Below are 19,287 nucleotides of genomic sequence, written 5' to 3'. Positions count from 1 at the left end.
TGTCTAGTGAGCTGCTTGGGGACCTCTATGAGCAACTGTCGCGCGTCGTCCGCGGGCGACGTTGATGAGTCCTTCCTCTCGGAGCATCGTGATCGCCCGCTGCACAGTGCCGGCGGAGAGGCCGTGGGTGGCGGCGAGGTCGGTGACGGTGGGGAGTTCGTCGCCGGGGGAGTAGGTCCCGTTGGTGATGGCGTCGCGGAGTTCGGCGGCGAGATGTTCGTAGGGGCTGCGGGATCGGCGGTTGGCGGGCTGGGGTCTGGGGACGGTGTCGGCGATGGTGTTGGCCGCTTTGCGGTCGGCTTCGGTGACCCAGCCGGCGTAGGTGTTCAGCGTGGTCACGCCGCCGTCGACGTGGCCGAGGCGACCTGCCACGGTGCGCAGGTCGGTGCCGTTGGCCAGCAATTCGGTCGCGGAGTAGTGCCGTAGTGCGTGCAGCCGGGTGCTGCGCAGTTCGAGGCGTTGGGCCAGGCGCCGGTAGCGCTGGCTGACGCTGCGGGGCAGCAGCGGGGCCGACCCGTCGGGTTCGGTGCTGAAGACGAACGCGTTGTCGTCGAAACCCGTGCCGAGGGCGGCGCAGTTCGACCGCGCCTGCTCTCGATGCTCCTGCAGGAGCTCGACGGTGTGGTGTCCAGCGCGATGCGGCGGCGCTGCCTTGTTTTGGTGCTCTTCTCCCGGGCACGCTCGCGCGTCTTGGAGTAGCTGCGCTCGATGGACAGCATCCCTGCCGCGAGGTCCACATCGCCCCACCGCAGCGCGCACAACTCACCCCGGCGGCAGCCGGTGACCATGGTCAGCCACAGCAGCAGACACCACTGTGGATCCTCCGACGCTTCCCGCAGCAGGCTCGCGGCCTCGGCGGCTGAAGGCGGGTCGGGTTCGCTGCGTTCGAACGACGGCGGCTGGGCGATTTCGGCCTGGTTGACCGACAAATACCGCCACCGCACCGCCCGGTCGAAGGCGGAGCGGAAGATGAAGTGAATCTTGCGCACGGTGTTCGCGGCCAGCGGGGTGCACTCGTGGTCCTTCGCGCGTTTCCCGCCGCACAGGTCCTTGCAGTCCCGCAGCCGGGCGTAGAAGCGCTCCAGCAGTTCGGCGTCGATTTTCGCCGCGGCCGTGGTGCCGAAGGTCGGTTCGATGTAGAGCCGGATCAGGTCCTGGTAGCGCTCGCGGGTGCTGTCCTCGTGCCGTGCGACCTCCAGCCACTGCTCCAGCACCTGCGAGACCGTGACGTTGCTGCGCGGGTGCCGCTTCTCGTCGACCTGGTTCTGCAGCCGGGTCAGCGCCTTCTCGGCCTCGCGGTAGCTGCCGTGGGTTTCCTTGAGGTAGTGCTGCTTGCCCGTCAGCGGATCGACACCGGCGTAGACCCGAACACGGAAGCCGTCGCCACGTTCCTCGATGTTGCCGCGCGAGCGGCGCTTACGAGTCGCCATGGACATCAAGTCTAGGGCAACTTATGCCCACAACCATGCCCACGAGCTTCGAACTCTCGACCTCGAAAAGTCGTTTTCGCTGGTCAAGCTGTGCGCCCTCGGCAGGATTCGAACCTGCGACACCCGCTTTAGGAGAGCGGTGCTCTATCCCCTGAGCTACGAGGGCATTCGCTTGTCGTCGGGCCGGTGTGACCAGCCTACCCACACGATACCCCCTCGGTGCGCGCGCTCGGACACCGGCCCGGCCCCACGGCGGAACACGTCCATCGTCCCAGTGGAAAGCCGGGTTTCGCGTATGGTCAGCTGATCGCTACCGTGTGCACGAGAACGGACCTGGGGCGGCGATGAGCAACGAACACCACGGCGAGGCGCACAACGTGCTGCAGGCGGCGCACGTCGAGCAGCTGATACTGGACTGCGGCCATGCCCGGCAGGAGCCTCCCACCCGCCGAGGGAACAACCTCCCCGCCGGCCCGGCGTTGTTGGTCGACCGCGACGCCGACAACGACAGGCTGCACAGCGCGCTCGACCATTCCGCGGACGAACGCGGAACCACCACGATCGCCGTCGCGATCTGCGGTGTCAGCGGGGTGGGCAAGAGCACACTCGCCCGAAGTTTCTCCTGGGAGGTCCAGGACCGCTTCGAGGACGGCTTCTACTACGTCGACTGTCACGGCCGCGCCCTCACCACATCCGCCGAGCTGGCACGGCTGTGTCTGCGGGAGATGGGCGCGGTCGAACGTGAACTGCCCGCCTCCGACGAGGAGGCGCTCGCGCTGCTGCGCGAACTCACCCGCGACCGCAGGATGGGCTTCGTCTTCGACGGCCTGGTGCACCCGCGCCACCTGATGGAACTCAGGCTCGCCGCCCCGGAGAGCCTGATCCTGTTCACCAGCCAGCACAGTGCCGACGAATTCTCCTCCGACGGGGTGACCTCGATCGAGCTGGAGCCGCTTCCCCGGGAACACGCCGTCGAGATGCTCACCCGGATCACCGGCACGCGCCTCGACGCGGAGGACCCGGACGTGAACCGGCTCGTCGACCTGTGCGGCCGTATGCCCCTGGCGCTGGAGTTCGTCGGCAGGAAGATCAGGCGACTCAAACACTGGACCCCGCGCCGTGCCGCGGACTGGCTCGCCGACCCGGTCCACAAGCTGCGGATCCTGCACGACAACCCCGCGGTACGTGACACCCTCGAACTCGCGGTCACCGACCTGCCCGCCGAGCAGGCCGCGCTCTACCGGCTGGTCGGGGCGATCCCCTGCCGTACGTTCGAGGTCGCGACGGTTGCCGCCCTGCTGGACACCTCGCCCACCGAGGCAGAGGACCTGCTGTACGAGCTGCACGCGGCCAACCTGGTCCAGGAGTCCGAACCCGGACGTTTCCACCTCCACGAACTGGTGCGTGTTCACGCCGGTGAGCACTCCCGTGCGCTCGACCGGCGGACCGTCGAGTCGGCCCACCGGCGTCTGGTCACCCGGTACCGCCGGATGGGCGCCCACGCCGACCGGGCGGCGATGGAACCCAACAGGCTCCGCGTGGCCGGCGACGAGGAGCTGGTGGCCGCCGAGCGGAACCCCTTCACCAAACACACCGCGTTGTGCTGGTTGGAAACCGAGTTCCCCAACATCATCGCGCTGATCCACGACGCCGAACGGCGCGGCGACGACGGGACGGTGCTCGCGCTCTGCGATGGACCGCTGTGGACACTGCACAACCACCACAAGCACTATGAGGAGACACTGCGGGCCTTCGGAGCCGCCGTCGAGGCCGCTGACCGCCTGGGTGACCCCCTCTCCCGGGCGAGGATGCGTATCCTGCGTACCCGGGTGCTGACCGAGTGCCATCGCTTCACCGAGGCGCACCACCAGGCGGTCGAAGCCGTCGAAACCGCCGTGCGCTCCGGGCACCGTCAGGTGCTCGCCTCCGCCCACGAGTTCCACGGACGGGTGTATCTGGAGCAGGAGGAGTACGCCTCGGCGCTGGAGCCGCTCGCCCGCTCCTGGGAGATCAACCACGAACTGGGCAAGCAACGCGGAATGGCCCTGGTGGAACACTTCGCCGCCCAGGCCCACAGTGGCCTCGGGGACCAGGACACGGCCCTGGAGCGGCTGGAAACCGCCTCCGCGCGGCTGAAGGACTTCCCCCGTGATCGGCGCACCCCGGCCCGCATCCGGGTCACCCGGGGCAGGATCCACCAGGAGGCGGGACGCCACGAGGAGGCCGTCGGCGAACTGGGCGCGGCGATCCGCGAGCTGAGCGCCCACCAGTCCGCCCAGGACGACGCGAAGCAGCTGTTCGACCTGGCCCAGCCGTTCGAACTGCTCGCCTTCTCCCTGCGCCAACTGGGCGAAACCGCTCGGGCCGAGCAGTGCCTGCGCGAGGCCGTGGCGATCTACGAACACGCGGGCAGCCCCAGGGCCCGGCTGATCCGCGCCGAGCTCGACTGAACGGCCCGGCACCGAACCCTCTGGGATCGGGTCTACTCGGGAACGAAGGGGTCAACCGGTCGCGCCACCGCCCGCCACGGTGGCTCGTCGAGGTCGAGCAGCTCGTAGAGGACCCGGCGTAGCGCCGCCACGGCCTCACCCGGATGCGTGAACGCCGACTTCGCGAGTCCGGTGTGGTCGTCCACCGGAGCGGCCCGTCGGACCTGCTCGTCCAGCGCCACGCCGCGACACAGGTACGCCGCCCTTCTGCCCAGCTCCTCCCGAGGAGTGCCCGGCACCACCTCCTCGTGGCCGAATCCGGCCAACAGCAGCCGTGTGCCCAGTGCCGCGGCGTAGAAGCCGAGTGAACCGTGGTCGGAGATCGCGACGTCGGCGGCCACCAGCGTGGCCTTCCAGCCGTGTTCCGGCGGAACCAGCACCAGCCCTTTCCGTCTGGCCCGCTCGGTCCACTCCCGGATCTGCCAGGGGCTGTGTCGGTCCCAGACGTTGGGATGCAGCACCAGCGCCACCTGGTAGTCCCGTGCGGGAAGGGCCTCGACCATTTCCTCGGCCAGGGTGGGTCTGCGGGCGAACAACGCGTTCGGGCCCCAGGTGGAAGCCAACAGCACCAACTCCCGCTGCCCGGTGCCCAGCAGCCGCCGATAAGCGTCCCGAGCGGGCACACTGGCCCGCAGCCGGTCGAAACACGGATCGCCCACGACCCGGGCCCGGTCAGCGGCCGGTGGGCACTCACGGGCCAGCAGCCCGAACTGGTCGGGATGTGACAGACACACCGCACTCGGAACGACCCTGCCCTCGTGCACCAGCTGGCTCGTCGCCAACCCGGCCACCTCGGGGGTGAACCCCTCCCCGGAGGGCAGGTGCTTGTGGTGCCCCGCGCCGTGGGACAGCGTCAGCACCGGTGCGCGCAACTCGTGCAACGCCCCGTTGCCGCTGGGGGAGATCGCCACGTCGAAACCGGGGCCGGTCGCCTCCGACCACGGCACCACGCGCATCCCGGCGCGGCGGAAGTGGCCGGACAGGTCGGTGGCGAACTCCGAGCCACCCGCCCGGGTGAAGCGGGTTTCCACCCGGACGTCGTCGGCGAGCACGGTGAGCACATCGGTCAGCCGGTCCAGGGCGGTCAGCGTGCGCACCACCCCGAGTGCGCGCCGCCGCACCGGAGCGGTGTCCCAGAGGCTTCCGGCTTCCGGCTTCCGGCTTCCGGCTTCCGGCTTCCGGCTTCCGGCTTCCGGCTTCCGGCTTCCGGCTTCCGGCTTCCGGAGGATTGTACGTGGTCGTCCGGATGTGAGCGCGAGTTCTCCGGAAAATCGGGGTGAGCGGTCACCGCCATGAACACGTCCCCCATCGTCCCAGCGAGTGAGCGGAGATCACTCGATGGTCTGAGGAGTGCTGTGGTCGGAGTCGTTGACCTCGACCCTGTTGCGTCCGGCGTGTTTGGCTCGGTACAGCGCCACGTCGGCCGCGGTGAACAGTTCCTCCAGCTTCGCGGGCCCCGCCGCCGCGCCGATGCTGACGGTCGGCGGTCGCTCGATCTCCCCCAACACCTGTCTCCAGTGGTGCCGGTCGACGGCCCGCCTGATGCGTTCGGCCACGACGGGCCCGGCCGCCCGCCCGTCCCCCGAGGACTCGACGAGCAGGATCACGAACTCGTCCCCCGCCCACCGGCAGATCAGGTCCTCGCCGCGGCACTCGTTGCGCAGCAGGCTCGCCACCTCCCGCAACACCGTGTCCCCCATCGAGTGCCCCGCCCGGTCGTTGACGTCCTTGAACCAGTCCACGTCCAGCAACAACAGCCACGGGATGCGTCCCTGGGAGGCGCTCTGCTCGATGAGTCGGGGGGCGTACCGTTCCAGTCCCAACCGGTTCGCCAGGCCGGTCAGCGGGTCCCGCAGGGCGGTCGCCTCGGCCGCGCTCGCCTTGCGCTGGGCGTGGATGGCGATACGGCGCTGCTCCAACGCCTGGGCCAGGCCCTCCCGCAGCACGTTCACCGTGTCCCCGGAGGCGCGCAGCGCCCGACGCAGCGCCGTTGCCTCCCCCACGTGGTCACCGAGCTGCTGGCAGATGGCGCCCAGGTCAGTGGAGATCCGCGTTATCAGCAGGGTGTCCTTGCTCAGCTCGGCTCCGTGCAGCGCCCGGCTGGCCGTGGTCCTGGCCGGTTCGAGTTCCCCCCGGCGGCGGTACACCTCGGCGAGGGTCCAGTTGGCGATGGCTTCCCCGAACAGGTCGTCGCAGCGCCGGGAGTCGGTCAGCGCCTCGGTCACGCGTTCGTGAGCCGTCTCGATCTCGTCCAGCTCCACGAGCGCCCGCGCGCTGCTGGCCAGGGTTCTTCTGCGCAACGCTCCGTGGGTGGTCAGGCTGATCGCCTCGTCGAACCGCGCCAGGCTCTCGTGCAGGTAGCGCGCGTCGGGGAAGCCGTGCATCAGCACTCGTCCCAACAGCGTGGTCCCCTCGCGGAGCAGACAGTGCGCGATGGTGTCGGGTTCGCCGGAGTCGCGGGCTATCCGCACGGCCCGACTGAGCAGTTCCAGCGCCGGTGTGCTGTGCCCCTCCAGCAGGTAGCCGAGCATACTCAGGGCGTGGGCGGTGGAGGAGTCGTGCCGCCACTCCGCGTCCAGCTCGGTCCACGCGTCGGCCGCCAGCTCCAGCGCGAGTGAGACGCGACCCAGCCGCCAGGCGAGCATCGCGCGGTGCACGAGCACCACCGGCCGGCTCCACTCCTCGCCGACCAGGTTCGGCGAGCTGGCTATGGAGTCGTCGAAGGCGGCCTCGCACTGCTCGATCAGGCCCGAGTCGAGTAACAGCCGCACGTGACGGTCCTGCTCGGGTATCCGGCCCAACAGCATCGGATCGTCTTGTTCCACGGCGTTCCTCGCACTCCCAGTTCGCGGAGGTCACCGGTCCCAACCGGCGCGGCTCGGCCCCGGGGAGTCCGCGTTCACTACCTGACGTCGGAATCAGGCTACCGGCTGAAATCGTGCCGGTACTTGCCGTCGTGTACAACATCGTCGAGACTCAGACGCTTGCGCCAGCCGTGCCGTTCCAGGTCGGGGGTCGTCGCCAACTCCCGGACCGGTCCCACGCACAGCCACGCCACCGGACGTATCCGGGAGGGAATGTCCAGCAGTCTGCGCAGGAAGTCCTCCCGGTAGAAGCTGACCCAGCCCACTCCGAGTCCCTCGGCGGTGGCGGACAGCCACAGGTTCTGGATGGCCAGACACACCGAGTACAGTCCCGCGTCGGCGATGGCGTGGCGCCCGAGCACGTCCGGTGATCCCCGGTCGGGATCGTAGGTGACCGCGATTCCCAGCGAGGACTCCACGATCCCCTCGACCTTGATCTTGGAGAACGTCGTGGCGCGCTCACCGCTGAGCTGTGCGGCGAAAACGCTGCGCTCGGCCAGTACGTGCTCCCGGAAGGCCCGCCTGGTGGCCTCGTCGCGCACGAGGACGAAGTCCCAGGGCTGGGACAGTCCCACGCTGGGGGCGCTGTGGGCGGCGCCCAGTATCCGTCGGAGCACCTCGGAGGGGATCTCCTCGCCGGTGAACTCGGAGCGCACGTCGCGACGCCGGTTGATCACGTCGTAGAGGTCGGAGATCGGTCGTTGCTGGTGAGCCCGTGGTGATTGGTCGGCCGTTGTCATCCTCGCCATCCTGCCGTGTTCCCGGCCGTGCTTCCCAGTGACCCGTGGTTCGGATGACCCCGCACACGTTTCCCTCCGCCGTCGGCGGGTGGGTGAGACTGATCATAGACCTCCCGCCCGCTCGGCTGCCGTGTCCGCTTCTCAGCCTGTTCTCAGGGCTTCGGGTAAGACTGGGGGCATGCGCATCCTCGTCGTCGACGACGACCGTGCCGTCCGGGAGTCACTGCGAAGGTCTCTCGAGTTCAACGGCTATCAGGTCGAACTGGCCTCGGACGGTCAGCAGGCCCTCGACTCGCTGGCCACGGCACGCCCGGACGCCATGGTTCTCGACGTCATGATGCCCAAAGTGGATGGCCTGGAGGTCGCGCGCAAGCTGCGCGGCACCGGCGACGACCTGCCGATCCTGGTGCTCACCGCCCGTGAGGCGGTCTCCGACCGGGTGGCGGGGCTGGACGCCGGGGCCGACGACTACCTGCCCAAGCCCTTCGCCCTCGAGGAGCTGCTCGCCCGGTTGCGGGCCCTGCTGCGCAGGGCCTCCCCACCGGAGGCGGATGAGGAGAGCCGCGCCGCGCTGCGGTTCGCCGACCTGGAACTGGACCCCGGAACCCGGGAGGTGCGCCGTGGGGACCGCAGCATCAGCCTGACGCGCACGGAGTTCGCGCTGCTGGAGCTGCTGATGGGGCATCCGAAGCAGGTACTGACCCGCAGCAGGCTGCTCGAGGACGTGTGGGGCTACGATTTCCCGACCACCGGTAACGCGCTCGAGGTCTACATCGGCTATCTGCGCCGCAAGACCGAGGCCGCGGGCGAACCCCGGTTGATCCACACCGTCCGTGGAGTCGGCTACGTGCTTCGGGAGACCCCGCCGTGACCACACCGGCACCCCCACCCCCCGACCTGATCGAGGTCCAGCCCTCCGAGGGCAACGGCGGCACGTGGCAGCGCATGTCCCTGCGCAGCAGGGTGGTTCTGCTGGCGGCCGTCTGCGTGGCGGCGACGGTGGCACTGGTGTCGGTGGGGGCCTTCCTCACCGTGCGGGAGAGCCTCTACGAGCAGGTCGACCGCAACCTCCACGAACGCGCGAGCCAGGCGGTCTCCGGCCCCCAGGTGCTGGAACCCAATCTCCGTTCGGTGCCCGCCGCCTTCTACGCCGCCGCCAACCTGCGGATCTGTCTGGTCTCGGCGGACGGCAAGTCGGTGACCGGCCCGGGCAAGGCCCCACCCTGGGGCAGCGCGGAACTCGCCGTGGCCCGGGGGGCGAGCTCCTCCTCGCTGCGTACCGACGAGTCCAGCAACAGCAGGGTGATCGCTCTGCCGGCCGGGGACGATCTGGCACTGGTCATGTCCCAGTCCCTGGATCCGACCAAGAACACCCTGGCGCAGCTGAGCGTGGTGCTGGTCGTCATCGGCGGGGCGGGAATCCTGCTGGCGGCGGCGGCCGGAACGGCCGTGGCGCGCCCGGCGCTGCGTCCTGTGCAACGCCTGACGGCGGCGACGGAACGTGTCGCCCGTACCGGGGACCTGCGTCCCATCCCGGTCGCGGGCGACGACGAACTCGCCCGGCTGACCACGAGCTTCAACAAGATGCTGGGGGCGTTGGCCGAGTCCCAGGAGCAACAGCGCAGGCTGGTGGCCGACGCGGGACACGAGCTGCGCACCCCGTTGACCTCGTTGCGCACGAACCTGGAACTGTTGATCGCCTCGGACAAGCCGGGCACCCCCAGGTTGTCCGACGAGGACCGCGCCGAGATGCTCGACGACGTCCAGGCCCAGCTCACCGAGCTTTCCGCGCTGGTCGGTGATCTCGTGGAGCTGGCGCGGGAGGACGCTCCGAACGCGGTGCACGAGGAAGTGGAGTTCGTGGACATCGTCGAACGGGCCTGTAGCCGGGCGCGTCGACGTGCTTCCGAGGTGGACTTCGACGTGCGGCTGCGGCCGTGGACGTTGCTGGGGGACGCCACGGCCCTGGAGCGGGCCGTGCTCAACCTGCTGGACAACGCGGCGAAGTGGAGTCCGGCCGGGGCGACGGTGCGTGTGGAGTTCCGCCAGCACGACGCCGGGTTCGGGGTGCTGGAGGTGGCCGACGCCGGCCCGGGTATCCCCGAGCAGGACCGTCCGCACGTGTTCGAACGTTTCTACCGTTCCACCGAGGCCCGACCGCTGCGTGGTTCCGGGCTGGGGCTGGCGATCGTGAAGCAGGTCGCCGAACGACACGGCGGCAGCGTCCGCGTGGGGGAGGCCCCCGAGGGTGGAGCGTTGCTGTCGATGTACCTGCCGGGCCGGCCCGGGGAGGGGGAGTCGACCGAGCCCGGGTGAGGAGTTGTCTCCGCACCCTCCCTTCCCGCACGCCCAACCCCAAAGTGCTGTAGAGTATTGTTGCTTCGCGTTTGATTCGTGGGTGTATTTGTGTGTGATCGAGCTGGGGGAGCATGCTCGGGGAGCGGGACACCCGTGCTCGCGGCGAAACCCGGCCGAGGCGGTCACGAATCGTGAACCCGGTTGTCCGGGCAGGTTGGAGAAGTGATGCTGGCACGTCAGCGCCAGGAGATGATACTGGACGAGGTGCGCCGCACCGGTGCCGTGCAGGTGAGCGATCTGGTTCAGCGGCTGGGCGTCTCGGACATGACCATCCGCCGTGACCTGGACGCTCTGGCGGCGCGTGGTGCGGTCGAGAAGGTCTACGGAGGGGCGACCTCGGTGCTCGACCGCAGCACCGACGAACCGGGCTTCGAGACCAAGTCGATGTACCTGCCGGAGGAGAAGAAGGCGATAGCGCTGCGGGCTTCCGAGATGGTCCGCCCCGGGACCGCCCTCGGTCTCTCCGCCGGGACGACCACGTGGACCCTGGCCCGTCATCTCGACGACGTCGCGGACCTGACTGTGGTCACGAACTCGGTGCGGATCGCCGACGTGCTGCAACAGCGCGGACGCACCGACCGCACGGTGATCCTCACCGGCGGAGTGCGCACTCCCTCGGACGCCCTCGTGGGGCCGGTGGCCGTGCGGACCCTACAGTCACTGCACCTGGATCTCGTTTTCCTCGGGGTGCACGGCATGAGCACCAGAGCGGGGTTCACCACGCCCAATCTGGACGAGAGCGAAACGAACCGGGCCCTGGCGCGGGCCGCCAACCGGCTGGTGGTGCTCGCCGATCACTCCAAGTGGTCCACGGTGGGGATCTCCACCATCGTCGGACTCGACGAGGTCGACGTGCTGGTCACCGACGACGGTCTCCCCGAGCAGGCGCGCACCGCGCTGGAGGAACGGGTCCGCGAGCTGAGGATCGCGCCGTGTTCGGGAAACGAGGACAGTGTTTCCTCCTGTCCTTCCCGGCCAGGCCCCTCGGAGGAGGGGAACCGGTGAGGAGGACGACGCGTCGACTGGCGGACGGACGGGAGATCATCTACTTCGACGCCGACCCGGCGAGTCCTCCCAGGCGGGCCGAGGACCTGCGGGAGCTCTCCCCCCAACCGGGGCCGCCGGAGATGCGGCGGGACCCGTTGACCGGCGAGTGGGTCGCGATGGCCGCCCACCGCCAGGACCGTACCCACCGACCTCCGGCCGACCTGTGTCCGCTGTGTCCCAGCGCTCCCGGACGGCTCAGCGAGATCCCGGAAAGCGACTACGAGGTTGTCGTCTTCGAGAACCGTTTTCCCTCGTTCACCCGCTTTCCCGGCTCCGGCATCCCGGAGTCGTCCACGGGCGGCCCCGGTCCGGTGGAGCGTGCCCCAGCGCGGGGTCGCTGCGAGGTGGTCTGTTTCACCTCCGAACACAGCGGTTCCTTCGCTGAGTTGAGCGGCGAGCAGGCCCGCACCGTGATGGACGCCTGGGCCGATCGCACCGCCGAGCTCGCCGAGTCGCCGGGGGTGGAACAGGTTTTCTGCTTCGAGAACCGTGGCGAGGAGATCGGGGTGACCCTGCATCACCCGCACGGGCAGATCTACGGCTATCCCTTCGTCACGCCGAAGACGGACCAGTACCTGCGGACCGCCCGAGAGTACGAGCGGCGGCACGGCGGAAACGTCTTCGGGGACATGCTCGCCGCGGAACGCGCCAGCGGGGAACGCGTGATCCGTGAGTCCACGCACTGGACCGTGTTCGTTCCCCCGGCGGCGCGGTGGCCGGTACAGGTGATGCTGGCCCCACGACGGCACGTCCCCGATCTGGTCGGACTCACCGACGAGGAACGCGACGACTTCGCCGTGGTCTACCTGGACGTGCTGAGCGTGCTGGACCGGCTCTACGACGCCCCCCTGCCCTACATCGCCTCGTGGCAGCAGGCTCCGGTCCGCACCGGCCGGGAGCTGTGCTGGCTGCACCTGGACCTGTTCTCGGTTCGGCGGTCGGCGGACAAACTCAAGTACCTGGCCGGATCGGAGTCGGGAATGGGGGTCTGGATCAACGACGTCACCCCGGAACGGATGGCCGAGTGGTTGCGCGGACCGTGAGCGGTTCCGCCTCCGTCGAACCGGCGGCACGACTCGTGTGCTACTCCCAGTCTGATCTCAGGCGGTTCTCAGTCGGATAACGCAGAGTGGAGACATGACCGAACAGAATTCCGGTTCTTCCGAGGACAGGCAGGAGGAGCCGAGGACGCCGGAGGACGAGGGCTCCTCGTGGGCGAACACGGGTGAGCACGAAACCCCCGGAAACGGGGCCCAGGGGCAGCCCTCCGGGAGCACCCCGGAGGGCGACCCTCGGCAAGGTTCCCCCGATCCCTCCGGAGCGGTTCCCGGAGAGACGTCGACCGCCGGGCAGGACCCCCCGCGGTACCCACACGGCTCACCGCAACCGGAGCACGGGGGTGCGCAATCGCCGTACCCGCAGCCCGGCGAGGCTTTCCAACAGCCCTACGGCCCGGGGCAGTCACCCCGTCAGCCCGGTGGGTTCCCCGGCGGGCAGCAGAGTGGTTCCACCCAGCAGTTCCCTCCCCCGTACGGGCAGGCCCAGGAGCCCCAGTACGGGGGACAGCAGTACCCGGGGCAGCAGGGTATGCCGTATTCGGATCCGTACCAGCAGGGACAGTACGCCGCCTATCACCACGCCCCGCTGCCGCCCACCGGAGCGGAAAAGGGGCGAGGGAACGGAGGACGTGGCAGGTTCGTGGCCGGAGTGACCGCACTGGCCGCCGTGGTGGGGCTGGTGGGGGGCGGGATCGGAAGCTACGCCGTCAACCAGTGGTCCGACGACACCTCCTCGGTCACCTCCTTCGACCAGCCCAGGCCCGCCTCCAACACCGGTACGGCCGAGCCGGGGTCGGTCCAGGCCGTGGCGGACAAGGTGCTGCCGAGCGTCGTCCAGATCCAGGCCCGGGGTTTCGGGGGCGCTTCCTCCGGCACGGGCTCGGGAATCATCATCAGTGAGGACGGCTACATCCTCACCAACAACCACGTGGTCAGCGGCGCTGAGGGAAGCGGATCCCTGGTGGCCCGCTTCAACGACGGCAAGACGGCCCGGCTGGAGGTGGTGGGCACGGCCCCGTGGTCGGACCTGGCCGTGGTCAAGGCCGACGCCCAGGGACTCACCCCGGCCACGTTGGGCAACTCCGAGGACGTTCCGGTCGGTTCCGGCGTGGTGGCGATCGGATCGCCCTACGGCCTGTCCGGCACGGTGACCAGCGGTATCATCAGCGCCACCGATCGACCGGTCCGGGCGGGCGGTGAGAGTGGAAGCCAGTCCACCGTGCTCAACGCGCTGCAGACCGACGCCGCCATCAACCCGGGCAACTCCGGTGGTCCGCTGGTCAACATGGACGGTCAGGTGATCGGGATCAACTCGGCGATCTACAGTCCCGGCAGCGGCAGCCCCGGTGGGCAGGCCGGCTCGGTGGGACTCGGTTTCGCCATACCGATCGACCACGCCCAGCGGATCGGCAAGCAGCTCATCGAGGACGGCTCGGCGGAACGGACCACCCTCGGGGTCACGGTGGACATCACCGGACGAACCTCCGGTGCGTTGGTGGTCGAGGTTCCCTCGGGAGGTCCGGCGGCGAAGGCGGGCATCGAACGGGGCGACGTCATCACCAAGGTGGACGACCGACTGATCAACAGTGGTGACGAGCTGGTGGCCGCTGTCCGGTCCCATGCTCCGGGGGAGACCGTCACGCTCACGGTCACCGACCGGCAGGGCGGCAACGAACGAACCGTCCAGGCGACCCTGGCAGGTACCGAGATGTGAGTCCGTGGGTTCGTTCTCGCGTGACTTCGTGACTCGGGGTGCTCGGGTGTCGGAACACACCAGGTGTGCCGCCTCCCGTGACGGGCTCGTGGGTTCCGTGCCGGAGTCCGCCGGGCCCCGTCGACTGTCGAGAGCGGCTCCTTCCGCGGGACTGAGCACCCCGCGACCGTCACGAGTCCTTCCGAACGAGCCGTTCCGACAGAACTTCCGTCCGAGGGGCGGGCCGTGCGAGTGCGGGCCGGTGATCGTGCGTCACTCTTCCGCCAGGAGCCGGGGAGTCGTTCCCGGTTCCCTCGGAAGGGTGATGCCGGGACGCACGTGGTCGGGGGGCACGGAAAGCCCGTGGAACGCACGATGATCAGGAGAATTCCCATGAACGACCGAGGAAGCCGCCTCGCGGACCGTCCGCTTCGTTCGGTCCCCTCCGCACCGCTGGATCCCGGGTTCGAGTCGGTGAACGCTACGGTGACCGACATGGAACGCAACGCGCAGCGGTTGGGGCGGGCCTTGGTGGTCGTGGTCGACGACCGGGTCGCACAGGGCGAGCACGAGGACACCACGGGACCACTGGTGACCGAACTGTTGGAGGAGGCCGGTTTCATCGTCGACGGCAGTGTCGCCGTCGCCGGAGAGACGGTGGAGATTCGGAACGCGCTGAACACGGCCGTGATCGGCGGTGTCGACATGGTGATCACCGTGGGGGGTACGGGGGTCTCCCCGCGGGACGTCACCCCCGACGCCACCTCGGGTGTGTTGGATCGTCCCGTGCCGGGGATAGCGGAGGCGCTGCGTGCCTCCGGTCTGGCGGCGGGTTCCGTGGACGCCGGGGTGTCCCGGGGGGTGGCCGGAGTGTCCGGCAGTACTCTGGTGGTGAACCTGGCGGGGTCCCGGGCCGCCATCAGGGACGGGATGGCCACACTGACACCGCTGGTGACCCACGTGACCGAACAACTCTCGGGGATGGACGAGGCGATCTGAGCCGGGACCGGCTCCGTGGTCCGGACCGCTCGGTGCGTGGGGAGCGGTTCCGCACCCGGGAACGCGCACGGAAACCGTGGGAGGACGTCGTGAACGAGAGCGAGCCCCGGAGCAGTCGGGCACGGGCGCGTTCGGCTCGTCGGGACATCGACGAGATCTTCGGGGAGATACTGCCGGACACCACCGGCGACGAGCGGGAACCGGCCGAGGGGGCGGACCGGGATCGGGACGTCTGGTACCGGGAGAACCGCCCTCCGCATCACGGCTGAGGGAGACCTCCCTTCCGGCGCGGGAGAACGCGGGGTCACCGCAGCGTCAGCGTGAGCGAGTCGCGGAGCCGGGCCGAGGCGACCCGCGCCGCTCGGGCCCGGTCCAGACCGAGGACCACCAGCGGCTCGCTCTCCTGCCCGCCGTTGTCCGTGGACACGGACACGACCGTGGCCCGTTCGGCCAGCACCTCGGTGCGGCCCCGCCGGTTGGTGACCACGTCCACGTGGCCACCGGGGTGCAGCAGCTCGGTCACCGCCGTTTCCGCGGGTCGCACGGCCACGGCGGCACGGTCCTCGCCGCGTGCGGTGAAGCGGGTCAGTTCCGTTCCGAGCAGGCTCAGATCGGTCAGGACGGTGCCTTCGCGGGCGGCGTGGGCCAGGAGTCTTCCCTCGGCCCGTCCGGAGGCGGTCACCGCCCCGGAGGGAACGAGTCGACGCGGCATCCGTCGCAGGGCGAGGTCCCGTGCGGTGAGTTCCGTCCCCGGCCTCAGGTCGTGGGCCGCCGTGACCACGGCGCGGGATTCCGACGGACTCGCCCGCTGTCCGGTGGGCAGGGCCGCCACGGCGGCCGCCACCAGCAGGATCCCGGCCGTGACGCGGCGCACCAGCACACCCCCGCGTCCGATGAGCGGTCCACGGAGCCGTAGGCGGTCCCTCAGACGTGTGTCGAGCCGCGTTCCGGCGTTCGTTCGTCCGTTCCACAAGCCGTCCCCCGATTCCACCTCGTGTGCACCTTCTGTCCGTGAAGGCTAGAGCGAGACGGAGCCCTCCGGGCAGCTCCGATCACGCGGGTTGTGGAGAGATCGACCTGCTGTGGACGCACCGGGACCGCTCCCCGTTCCGTGAGGGGAGCTCCGCGCTCAGGTGGAGGCCGCCGAGGTCTGCGGCTGCGTGCCGGAGGACGTGCCGGACGAGCCGGACTCGGAGGAGCTCCCTCCGGAGGACTCGGAGCCACCGGAGGAGCCGTTGGACGAGGAACCGGACTCGCTGGAGGAGTTCGATCCCCTGCTGTCCGTCCGGTAGAACCCGCTGCCCTTGAAAACGACTCCCACCGCGTTGAACAGCTTGCGCAGCCTGCCGGAGCACTCCGGGCACTCGGTCAGCGAGCTCTCACTGAACGACTGGAAGGTCTCGAAGTCGTGCCCGCACTCGGTGCAGGCGTACTGATAGGTGGGCACGTGCCTCTACCTCCGGACTGGGACGGCGACGCTGCTCGCGTCGCACACGGCGGCACTCTGGTGCCGGTCTCCGGACAACGACATTGGCACTCGGAAACGTCGAGTGCCAACACGATGATGCGGCACACCGGGGTCGCGGCGCAAACGGGTCTGCGTCACAGCCTCCCCGTCGGCCGCCTCCGCCCGGTGAACCGGACCGGCTGCGGCCCCGTGGGTGGGGAGGCGGAGCCGCGCGGAGTCAGCACCCCACCTCGTCGGGTGATCTGTGTCACAGTGGAAGTCGGGTCAGTCCCCGGCGCGGAGTGACCACACCGTTCACCCGTACGTCGTGCTCCTCGGAGGGCAGCTGTTCGACGAACTCCTCGTCACGGACCACCCCCAGCAACGCCGCCGAGGGGGAGGCCAGCGGCAGGGACCTGTCGTAGTAGCCGGCGCCCTTGCCCAGGCGCACCCCGTTGCGGTCCACGGCCAGCGCCGGAACCAGTACCAGCTCGGCGGTGGAAACGGCGTCGGTTCCCAGGTGGGAGGTGTTCGGTTCCAACAGGCCGAAACCCGCACGGCTCAGTCCCTCCGGTCCCGTGTACTCGGCCCATTCGAGCGGGCCGGTGCCCACGACCACGGGAAGCAGGACACGACAGCCGTGCTCACGGAGAGCGTCGACCAGTTCGAGCGATCCCGGTTCGGAGCCGACGGGGACGTAGGCGCACACCGTGGAGACCGCCACGCCGCGCAGGAAGTCGAACACGGCCCTGTGCAGGGCACGGTTCTCCTCCGCCCGGGTCGTGTCCTCCACGGCGGCGCGTGCCGCGCCGAGTTCGCGTCGCCGTTGCTCTTTTCGGGCCAGTTCGTCAGCGGAGAGCGTCACAGCGACGAAGGGTAGCCAATATCGCTAGGCTCCGTGTTATGAGTAGCCAGACATCAGTACCCTTCCACACCGCGATCGTTCCCGCCGCGGGACTGGGGACCCGCTTTCTGCCCGTCACCAAGTCGGTTCCCAAGGAGTTGCTGCCGGTCCTGGACACCCCGGGGATCGAACTGGTGGCCGCCGAGGCCGCGGAGGCGGGCGCGGACCGCATGGTGGTGGTGACCTCCCCGGACAAGGGCTCGGTGGTCGAGCACTTCCGCTCCAACCCCGAGCTGGAGACGACGCTGGAGGAGCGGGGCAAGGACGAGTTGCTGCGCAAGGTGCGCAGAGCCCCGGGGCTGATCAGGGCCGAGACGGCGATCCAGGAGAAGGCGCTCGGTCTGGGACACGCGGTCGGGTGCGCCGAGGAGCACCTGGACGAGTCCGACGGCGCCGTGGCCGTGCTGCTTCCCGACGACCTGGTCCATCCGGACGGGGAGGACGAGCCCACGGTGCTCACCAGGATGGCCGAGGTGCGCGCCCGGTACGGCGGCAGCGTGCTGTGCGCCTTCGACGTCCCCCCGGAACGCACCGCCTCCTACGGGGTGTTCGAGGTCTCCGACACCGACGACCCCGGGGTCAAACGGGTGCACGGGATGGTGGAGAAACCCCAACCCTCCGAGGCTCCCTCCAACCTCGCCGCGGCCGGGCGGTACCTTCTCGATCACCGGATCTTCGAGGCGTTGCGACGCATCGAGCCGGGTGCCGGAGGTGAGCTGCAGCTGACCGATGCCGTAGCGTTGCTGATCGCCGAAGGGCATCCGGTACACGTGGTGGTTCACCGGGGTGCGCGGCACGATTTGGGCAATCCCGGCGGGTTCCTGAAGGCGGCGGTGGACTTCGCCCTGAGTGACTCCGAGTACGGATCGGAGTTGCGGGAGTGGCTCCGACGGCGCCTGGAGCGGAACTGATCCCGCCGTGTCGTACCGGTCGGCTCGTGCGCGGCCAACAGTGTCTTCGCGGAAGAGGTCGACAGCCATGAGATCAGTGGACGAGCAGCTTGCACGGGTACTCGCGGCCGCCGTACGGCCTTCACCTGTTCGGGTGGAAACAGCGGAGGCGCAGGGACTGTTGTGCGCCGAAGAGGTGGTGGCCGAACGAGCTCTTCCCGGGGCTGCTCAGGCCGCTGTGGACGGTTACGCCGTTCGTGGCGTCGACGTCAGACACGCCGACACCGAGCCGGTGGTGCTTCCCGTCGCGGGGGAGGCCGTGGCCGGAAGGCGACAGAACCAGCGGCTCCAGCCGGGCCAGGCCGTCCGGGTGGACAGGGGGGCACCGCTGCCGACGCTGGCCGATTCCGTGGTTCCCGCCGCGGACACCGCCGAACACTCCGAGGGGGTCACCGTGTCCCGCTCGGTCCCCTCGGCTGCTTTCGTGCGTCGCGAGGGCGACGACGTGCGGGAGGGGGACGTGGTGGTGCGCCGGGGAACCACGATCGGACCTGCCCAGATGGCACTGTTGGCCGCGGTGGGACGGGACCGGGTGCTCGTGCAGCCCCGCCCCCGCGTGTCCGTGATCTCCCTCGGCGACGAGCTGGTGGACGTGGACGCCAGGCCGGGTCCCGAGCAGGTCTACGACGTGAACTCCTACGCCCTGGCCGCCGCCGCCAAGGAGGCCGGGGCCGAGGTCACCCGGGTGGGTATTCTGCCTTTCGAGCCGAGGCGCCTGCGGGAAGTGGTCGAGGGCAGACTGCTGTTGTCCGAGATCGTGGTGATAGCGGGCGCGGCGGGGGGAGCCGTGGGCGAGCGGGTGCGTTCCTGCCTGTCCGAACTCGGTGAGTTGGACACCACCAGGGTGGCGATGCATCCCGGCTCGGCGCAGGGCTTCGGGACACTCGGTCCCGACCGGGTTCCGACCTTCCTGCTGCCCGCCCATCCGGTGAGCGCGTTCGTGGGCTTCGAGGTGCTGGTGCGCCCGTTGGTGCGTTCGGCCCTGGGCAAGTCCAATCCCCACCGGCGCGGCATCACGGCCGAACTCGTCTCCCCCGTGGTCTCGACGAAGGGACGGCGCGGTTTCGTGCGCGGCAGGTTGTTGCGGGACTCGGAGGGGGGACACTACCTGGTGCAGCCGGTGGGCAGTTCGGACGAACACCTGCTGGCCTCGTTCTCCGAGGCGAACTGCCTCATGGTGCTGGACGAGGACGTCGTCGAGGCGGGACCGGGGGAGCGGTTGCGGGTCAGTTTCCTGTCGCAGCGTTCCTGAGACCGCTTCCGTGCCCGTGGGCGACGGCGAGGTGCCCCGCACAGTGCGTTACCGAT

17 protein-coding genes, 1 tRNA gene and 2 pseudogenes are annotated in these 19,287 nt (G+C 69.6%); 10 read left to right on the top strand and 10 right to left on the bottom strand.

The features are described from left to right. Nucleotides 1-3 precede the first annotated feature (3 nt). The 4 genes and pseudogenes from ACTMO_RS23515 to ACTMO_RS0115000 all read right to left on the bottom strand — a co-directional run bounded on the left by ACTMO_RS23515 (nucleotide 4) and on the right by ACTMO_RS0115000 (nucleotide 1,596). On the bottom strand, nucleotides 4-339 hold the full coding sequence (locus ACTMO_RS23515; RefSeq protein ID WP_211212972.1) for a GntR family transcriptional regulator: 336 nt from the start codon (nucleotides 337-339) through the stop codon (nucleotides 4-6). A gap of 39 nt (nucleotides 340-378) precedes the next feature. Further along, nucleotides 379-747: pseudogene (locus ACTMO_RS24130) on the bottom strand (hypothetical protein); the annotation flags it as partial. 374 nt (nucleotides 748-1,121) lie between these two features. Beyond that, a pseudogene (locus ACTMO_RS24195) lies at nucleotides 1,122-1,430 on the bottom strand (site-specific integrase); the annotation flags it as partial. 93 nt (nucleotides 1,431-1,523) lie between these two features. After that, nucleotides 1,524-1,596 (bottom strand) — tRNA-Arg (locus ACTMO_RS0115000). A 178-nt stretch (nucleotides 1,597-1,774) separates the two neighbouring features. Between ACTMO_RS0115000 and ACTMO_RS0114995 the strand changes: the two genes are divergently transcribed. Continuing rightward, complete coding sequence (locus ACTMO_RS0114995; protein WP_019855507.1) at nucleotides 1,775-3,880, top strand: NB-ARC domain-containing protein; 2,106 nt, start codon at nucleotides 1,775-1,777, stop codon at nucleotides 3,878-3,880. 32 nt (nucleotides 3,881-3,912) lie between these two features. On the opposite strand, the gene ACTMO_RS0114990 is transcribed toward ACTMO_RS0114995, so the two are convergent. The 3 genes from ACTMO_RS0114990 to bluB all read right to left on the bottom strand — a co-directional run bounded on the left by ACTMO_RS0114990 (nucleotide 3,913) and on the right by bluB (nucleotide 7,523). Continuing rightward, nucleotides 3,913-5,040, bottom strand: coding sequence for a hypothetical protein (locus tag ACTMO_RS0114990; protein ID WP_019855506.1), 1,128 nt, complete (start codon nucleotides 5,038-5,040; stop codon nucleotides 3,913-3,915). Between the two features lie 210 nt (nucleotides 5,041-5,250). Beyond that, nucleotides 5,251-6,744 (bottom strand): GGDEF domain-containing protein, encoded by a 1,494-nt coding sequence (locus tag ACTMO_RS0114985; RefSeq protein ID WP_019855505.1) that lies wholly within the window; start codon nucleotides 6,742-6,744, stop codon nucleotides 5,251-5,253. A gap of 98 nt (nucleotides 6,745-6,842) precedes the next feature. Beyond that, nucleotides 6,843-7,523 (bottom strand): 5,6-dimethylbenzimidazole synthase, encoded by a 681-nt coding sequence (gene bluB / locus ACTMO_RS0114980; protein WP_026449268.1) that lies wholly within the window; start codon nucleotides 7,521-7,523, stop codon nucleotides 6,843-6,845. Between the two features lie 178 nt (nucleotides 7,524-7,701). On the opposite strand from bluB, the gene ACTMO_RS0114975 reads away from it, so the two are divergent. The 7 genes from ACTMO_RS0114975 (at nucleotide 7,702) to ACTMO_RS0114945 (ending at nucleotide 14,947) form a co-directional block, all read left to right on the top strand. Then, on the top strand, nucleotides 7,702-8,394 hold the full coding sequence (locus ACTMO_RS0114975; protein ID WP_019855503.1) for a response regulator transcription factor: 693 nt from the start codon (nucleotides 7,702-7,704) through the stop codon (nucleotides 8,392-8,394). Further along, entirely contained in the window at nucleotides 8,391-9,839 is a 1,449-nt protein-coding gene (locus tag ACTMO_RS0114970; RefSeq protein ID WP_019855502.1) for a sensor histidine kinase, read from the top strand. Before ACTMO_RS0114975 ends, ACTMO_RS0114970 begins: the two co-directional genes overlap by 4 nt. A 207-nt stretch (nucleotides 9,840-10,046) precedes the next feature. Further along, nucleotides 10,047-10,886 (top strand): DeoR/GlpR family DNA-binding transcription regulator, encoded by an 840-nt coding sequence (locus ACTMO_RS0114965; RefSeq protein ID WP_019855501.1) that lies wholly within the window; start codon nucleotides 10,047-10,049, stop codon nucleotides 10,884-10,886. Beyond that, a complete protein-coding gene (galT, locus tag ACTMO_RS0114960; RefSeq protein ID WP_019855500.1) occupies nucleotides 10,883-11,971 on the top strand; it encodes a galactose-1-phosphate uridylyltransferase in 1,089 nt (362 codons plus the stop codon). The genes ACTMO_RS0114965 and galT overlap by 4 nt, the downstream gene beginning before the upstream one ends. A gap of 94 nt (nucleotides 11,972-12,065) precedes the next feature. After that, complete coding sequence (locus tag ACTMO_RS0114955) at nucleotides 12,066-13,700, top strand: trypsin-like peptidase domain-containing protein (protein ID WP_084792151.1); 1,635 nt, start codon at nucleotides 12,066-12,068, stop codon at nucleotides 13,698-13,700. A gap of 474 nt (nucleotides 13,701-14,174) precedes the next feature. After that, nucleotides 14,175-14,678: a MogA/MoaB family molybdenum cofactor biosynthesis protein gene (locus ACTMO_RS0114950; protein WP_106113049.1), complete on the top strand. Its 504-nt coding sequence runs from the start codon at nucleotides 14,175-14,177 to the stop codon at nucleotides 14,676-14,678. Between the two features lie 89 nt (nucleotides 14,679-14,767). After that, nucleotides 14,768-14,947, top strand: a complete 180-nt coding sequence (locus tag ACTMO_RS0114945; protein WP_026449266.1) for a hypothetical protein — start codon at nucleotides 14,768-14,770, stop codon at nucleotides 14,945-14,947. Nucleotides 14,948-14,982: 35 nt separating this feature from the next. On the opposite strand, the gene ACTMO_RS0114940 is transcribed toward ACTMO_RS0114945, so the two are convergent. From ACTMO_RS0114940 to ACTMO_RS0114930, 3 genes are all read right to left on the bottom strand, one after another. Continuing rightward, nucleotides 14,983-15,552 carry an SAF domain-containing protein gene (locus ACTMO_RS0114940; protein WP_169509068.1) on the bottom strand — a complete coding sequence of 190 codons (570 nt, stop codon included), beginning with the start codon at nucleotides 15,550-15,552 and terminating at the stop codon, nucleotides 14,983-14,985. A gap of 255 nt (nucleotides 15,553-15,807) precedes the next feature. Continuing rightward, nucleotides 15,808-16,125, bottom strand: a complete 318-nt coding sequence (locus ACTMO_RS0114935; protein WP_019855494.1) for an FmdB family zinc ribbon protein — start codon at nucleotides 16,123-16,125, stop codon at nucleotides 15,808-15,810. A gap of 268 nt (nucleotides 16,126-16,393) precedes the next feature. Further along, nucleotides 16,394-16,990, bottom strand: coding sequence for a 5-formyltetrahydrofolate cyclo-ligase (locus tag ACTMO_RS0114930; RefSeq protein WP_019855493.1), 597 nt, complete (start codon nucleotides 16,988-16,990; stop codon nucleotides 16,394-16,396). 38 nt (nucleotides 16,991-17,028) lie between these two features. On the opposite strand from ACTMO_RS0114930, the gene ACTMO_RS0114925 reads away from it, so the two are divergent. Next, complete coding sequence (locus tag ACTMO_RS0114925; RefSeq protein WP_019855492.1) at nucleotides 17,029-17,940, top strand: UTP--glucose-1-phosphate uridylyltransferase; 912 nt, start codon at nucleotides 17,029-17,031, stop codon at nucleotides 17,938-17,940. Nucleotides 17,941-18,007: 67 nt separating this feature from the next. After that, entirely contained in the window at nucleotides 18,008-19,231 is a 1,224-nt protein-coding gene (gene glp, locus ACTMO_RS0114920) for a molybdotransferase-like divisome protein Glp (protein WP_051099086.1), read from the top strand. Nucleotides 19,232-19,287 lie beyond the last annotated feature (56 nt).

This window comes from Actinopolyspora mortivallis DSM 44261, from assembly GCF_000384035.1.
GTDB lineage: Bacteria > Actinomycetota > Actinomycetes > Mycobacteriales > Pseudonocardiaceae > Actinopolyspora > Actinopolyspora mortivallis.
Note: the sequence above shows the minus strand (reverse complement) of the source record. Positions and strands in the feature narration are given on the sequence as shown.

Coding starts and splice junctions, on each gene's coding strand:
- bluB (WP_026449268.1), bottom strand. CDS start 7,523: ATGACAACGGCCGACCAATCACCACGGGCTCACCAGCAACGACCGATC.
- ACTMO_RS0114965 (WP_019855501.1), top strand. CDS start 10,047: ATGCTGGCACGTCAGCGCCAGGAGATGATACTGGACGAGGTGCGCCGC.
- ACTMO_RS0114995 (WP_019855507.1), top strand. CDS start 1,775: ATGAGCAACGAACACCACGGCGAGGCGCACAACGTGCTGCAGGCGGCG.
- glp (WP_051099086.1), top strand. CDS start 18,008: ATGAGATCAGTGGACGAGCAGCTTGCACGGGTACTCGCGGCCGCCGTA.
- ACTMO_RS0114925 (WP_019855492.1), top strand. CDS start 17,029: ATGAGTAGCCAGACATCAGTACCCTTCCACACCGCGATCGTTCCCGCC.
- ACTMO_RS0114975 (WP_019855503.1), top strand. CDS start 7,702: ATGCGCATCCTCGTCGTCGACGACGACCGTGCCGTCCGGGAGTCACTG.
- ACTMO_RS0114950 (WP_106113049.1), top strand. CDS start 14,175: ATGGAACGCAACGCGCAGCGGTTGGGGCGGGCCTTGGTGGTCGTGGTC.
- ACTMO_RS0114955 (WP_084792151.1), top strand. CDS start 12,066: ATGACCGAACAGAATTCCGGTTCTTCCGAGGACAGGCAGGAGGAGCCG.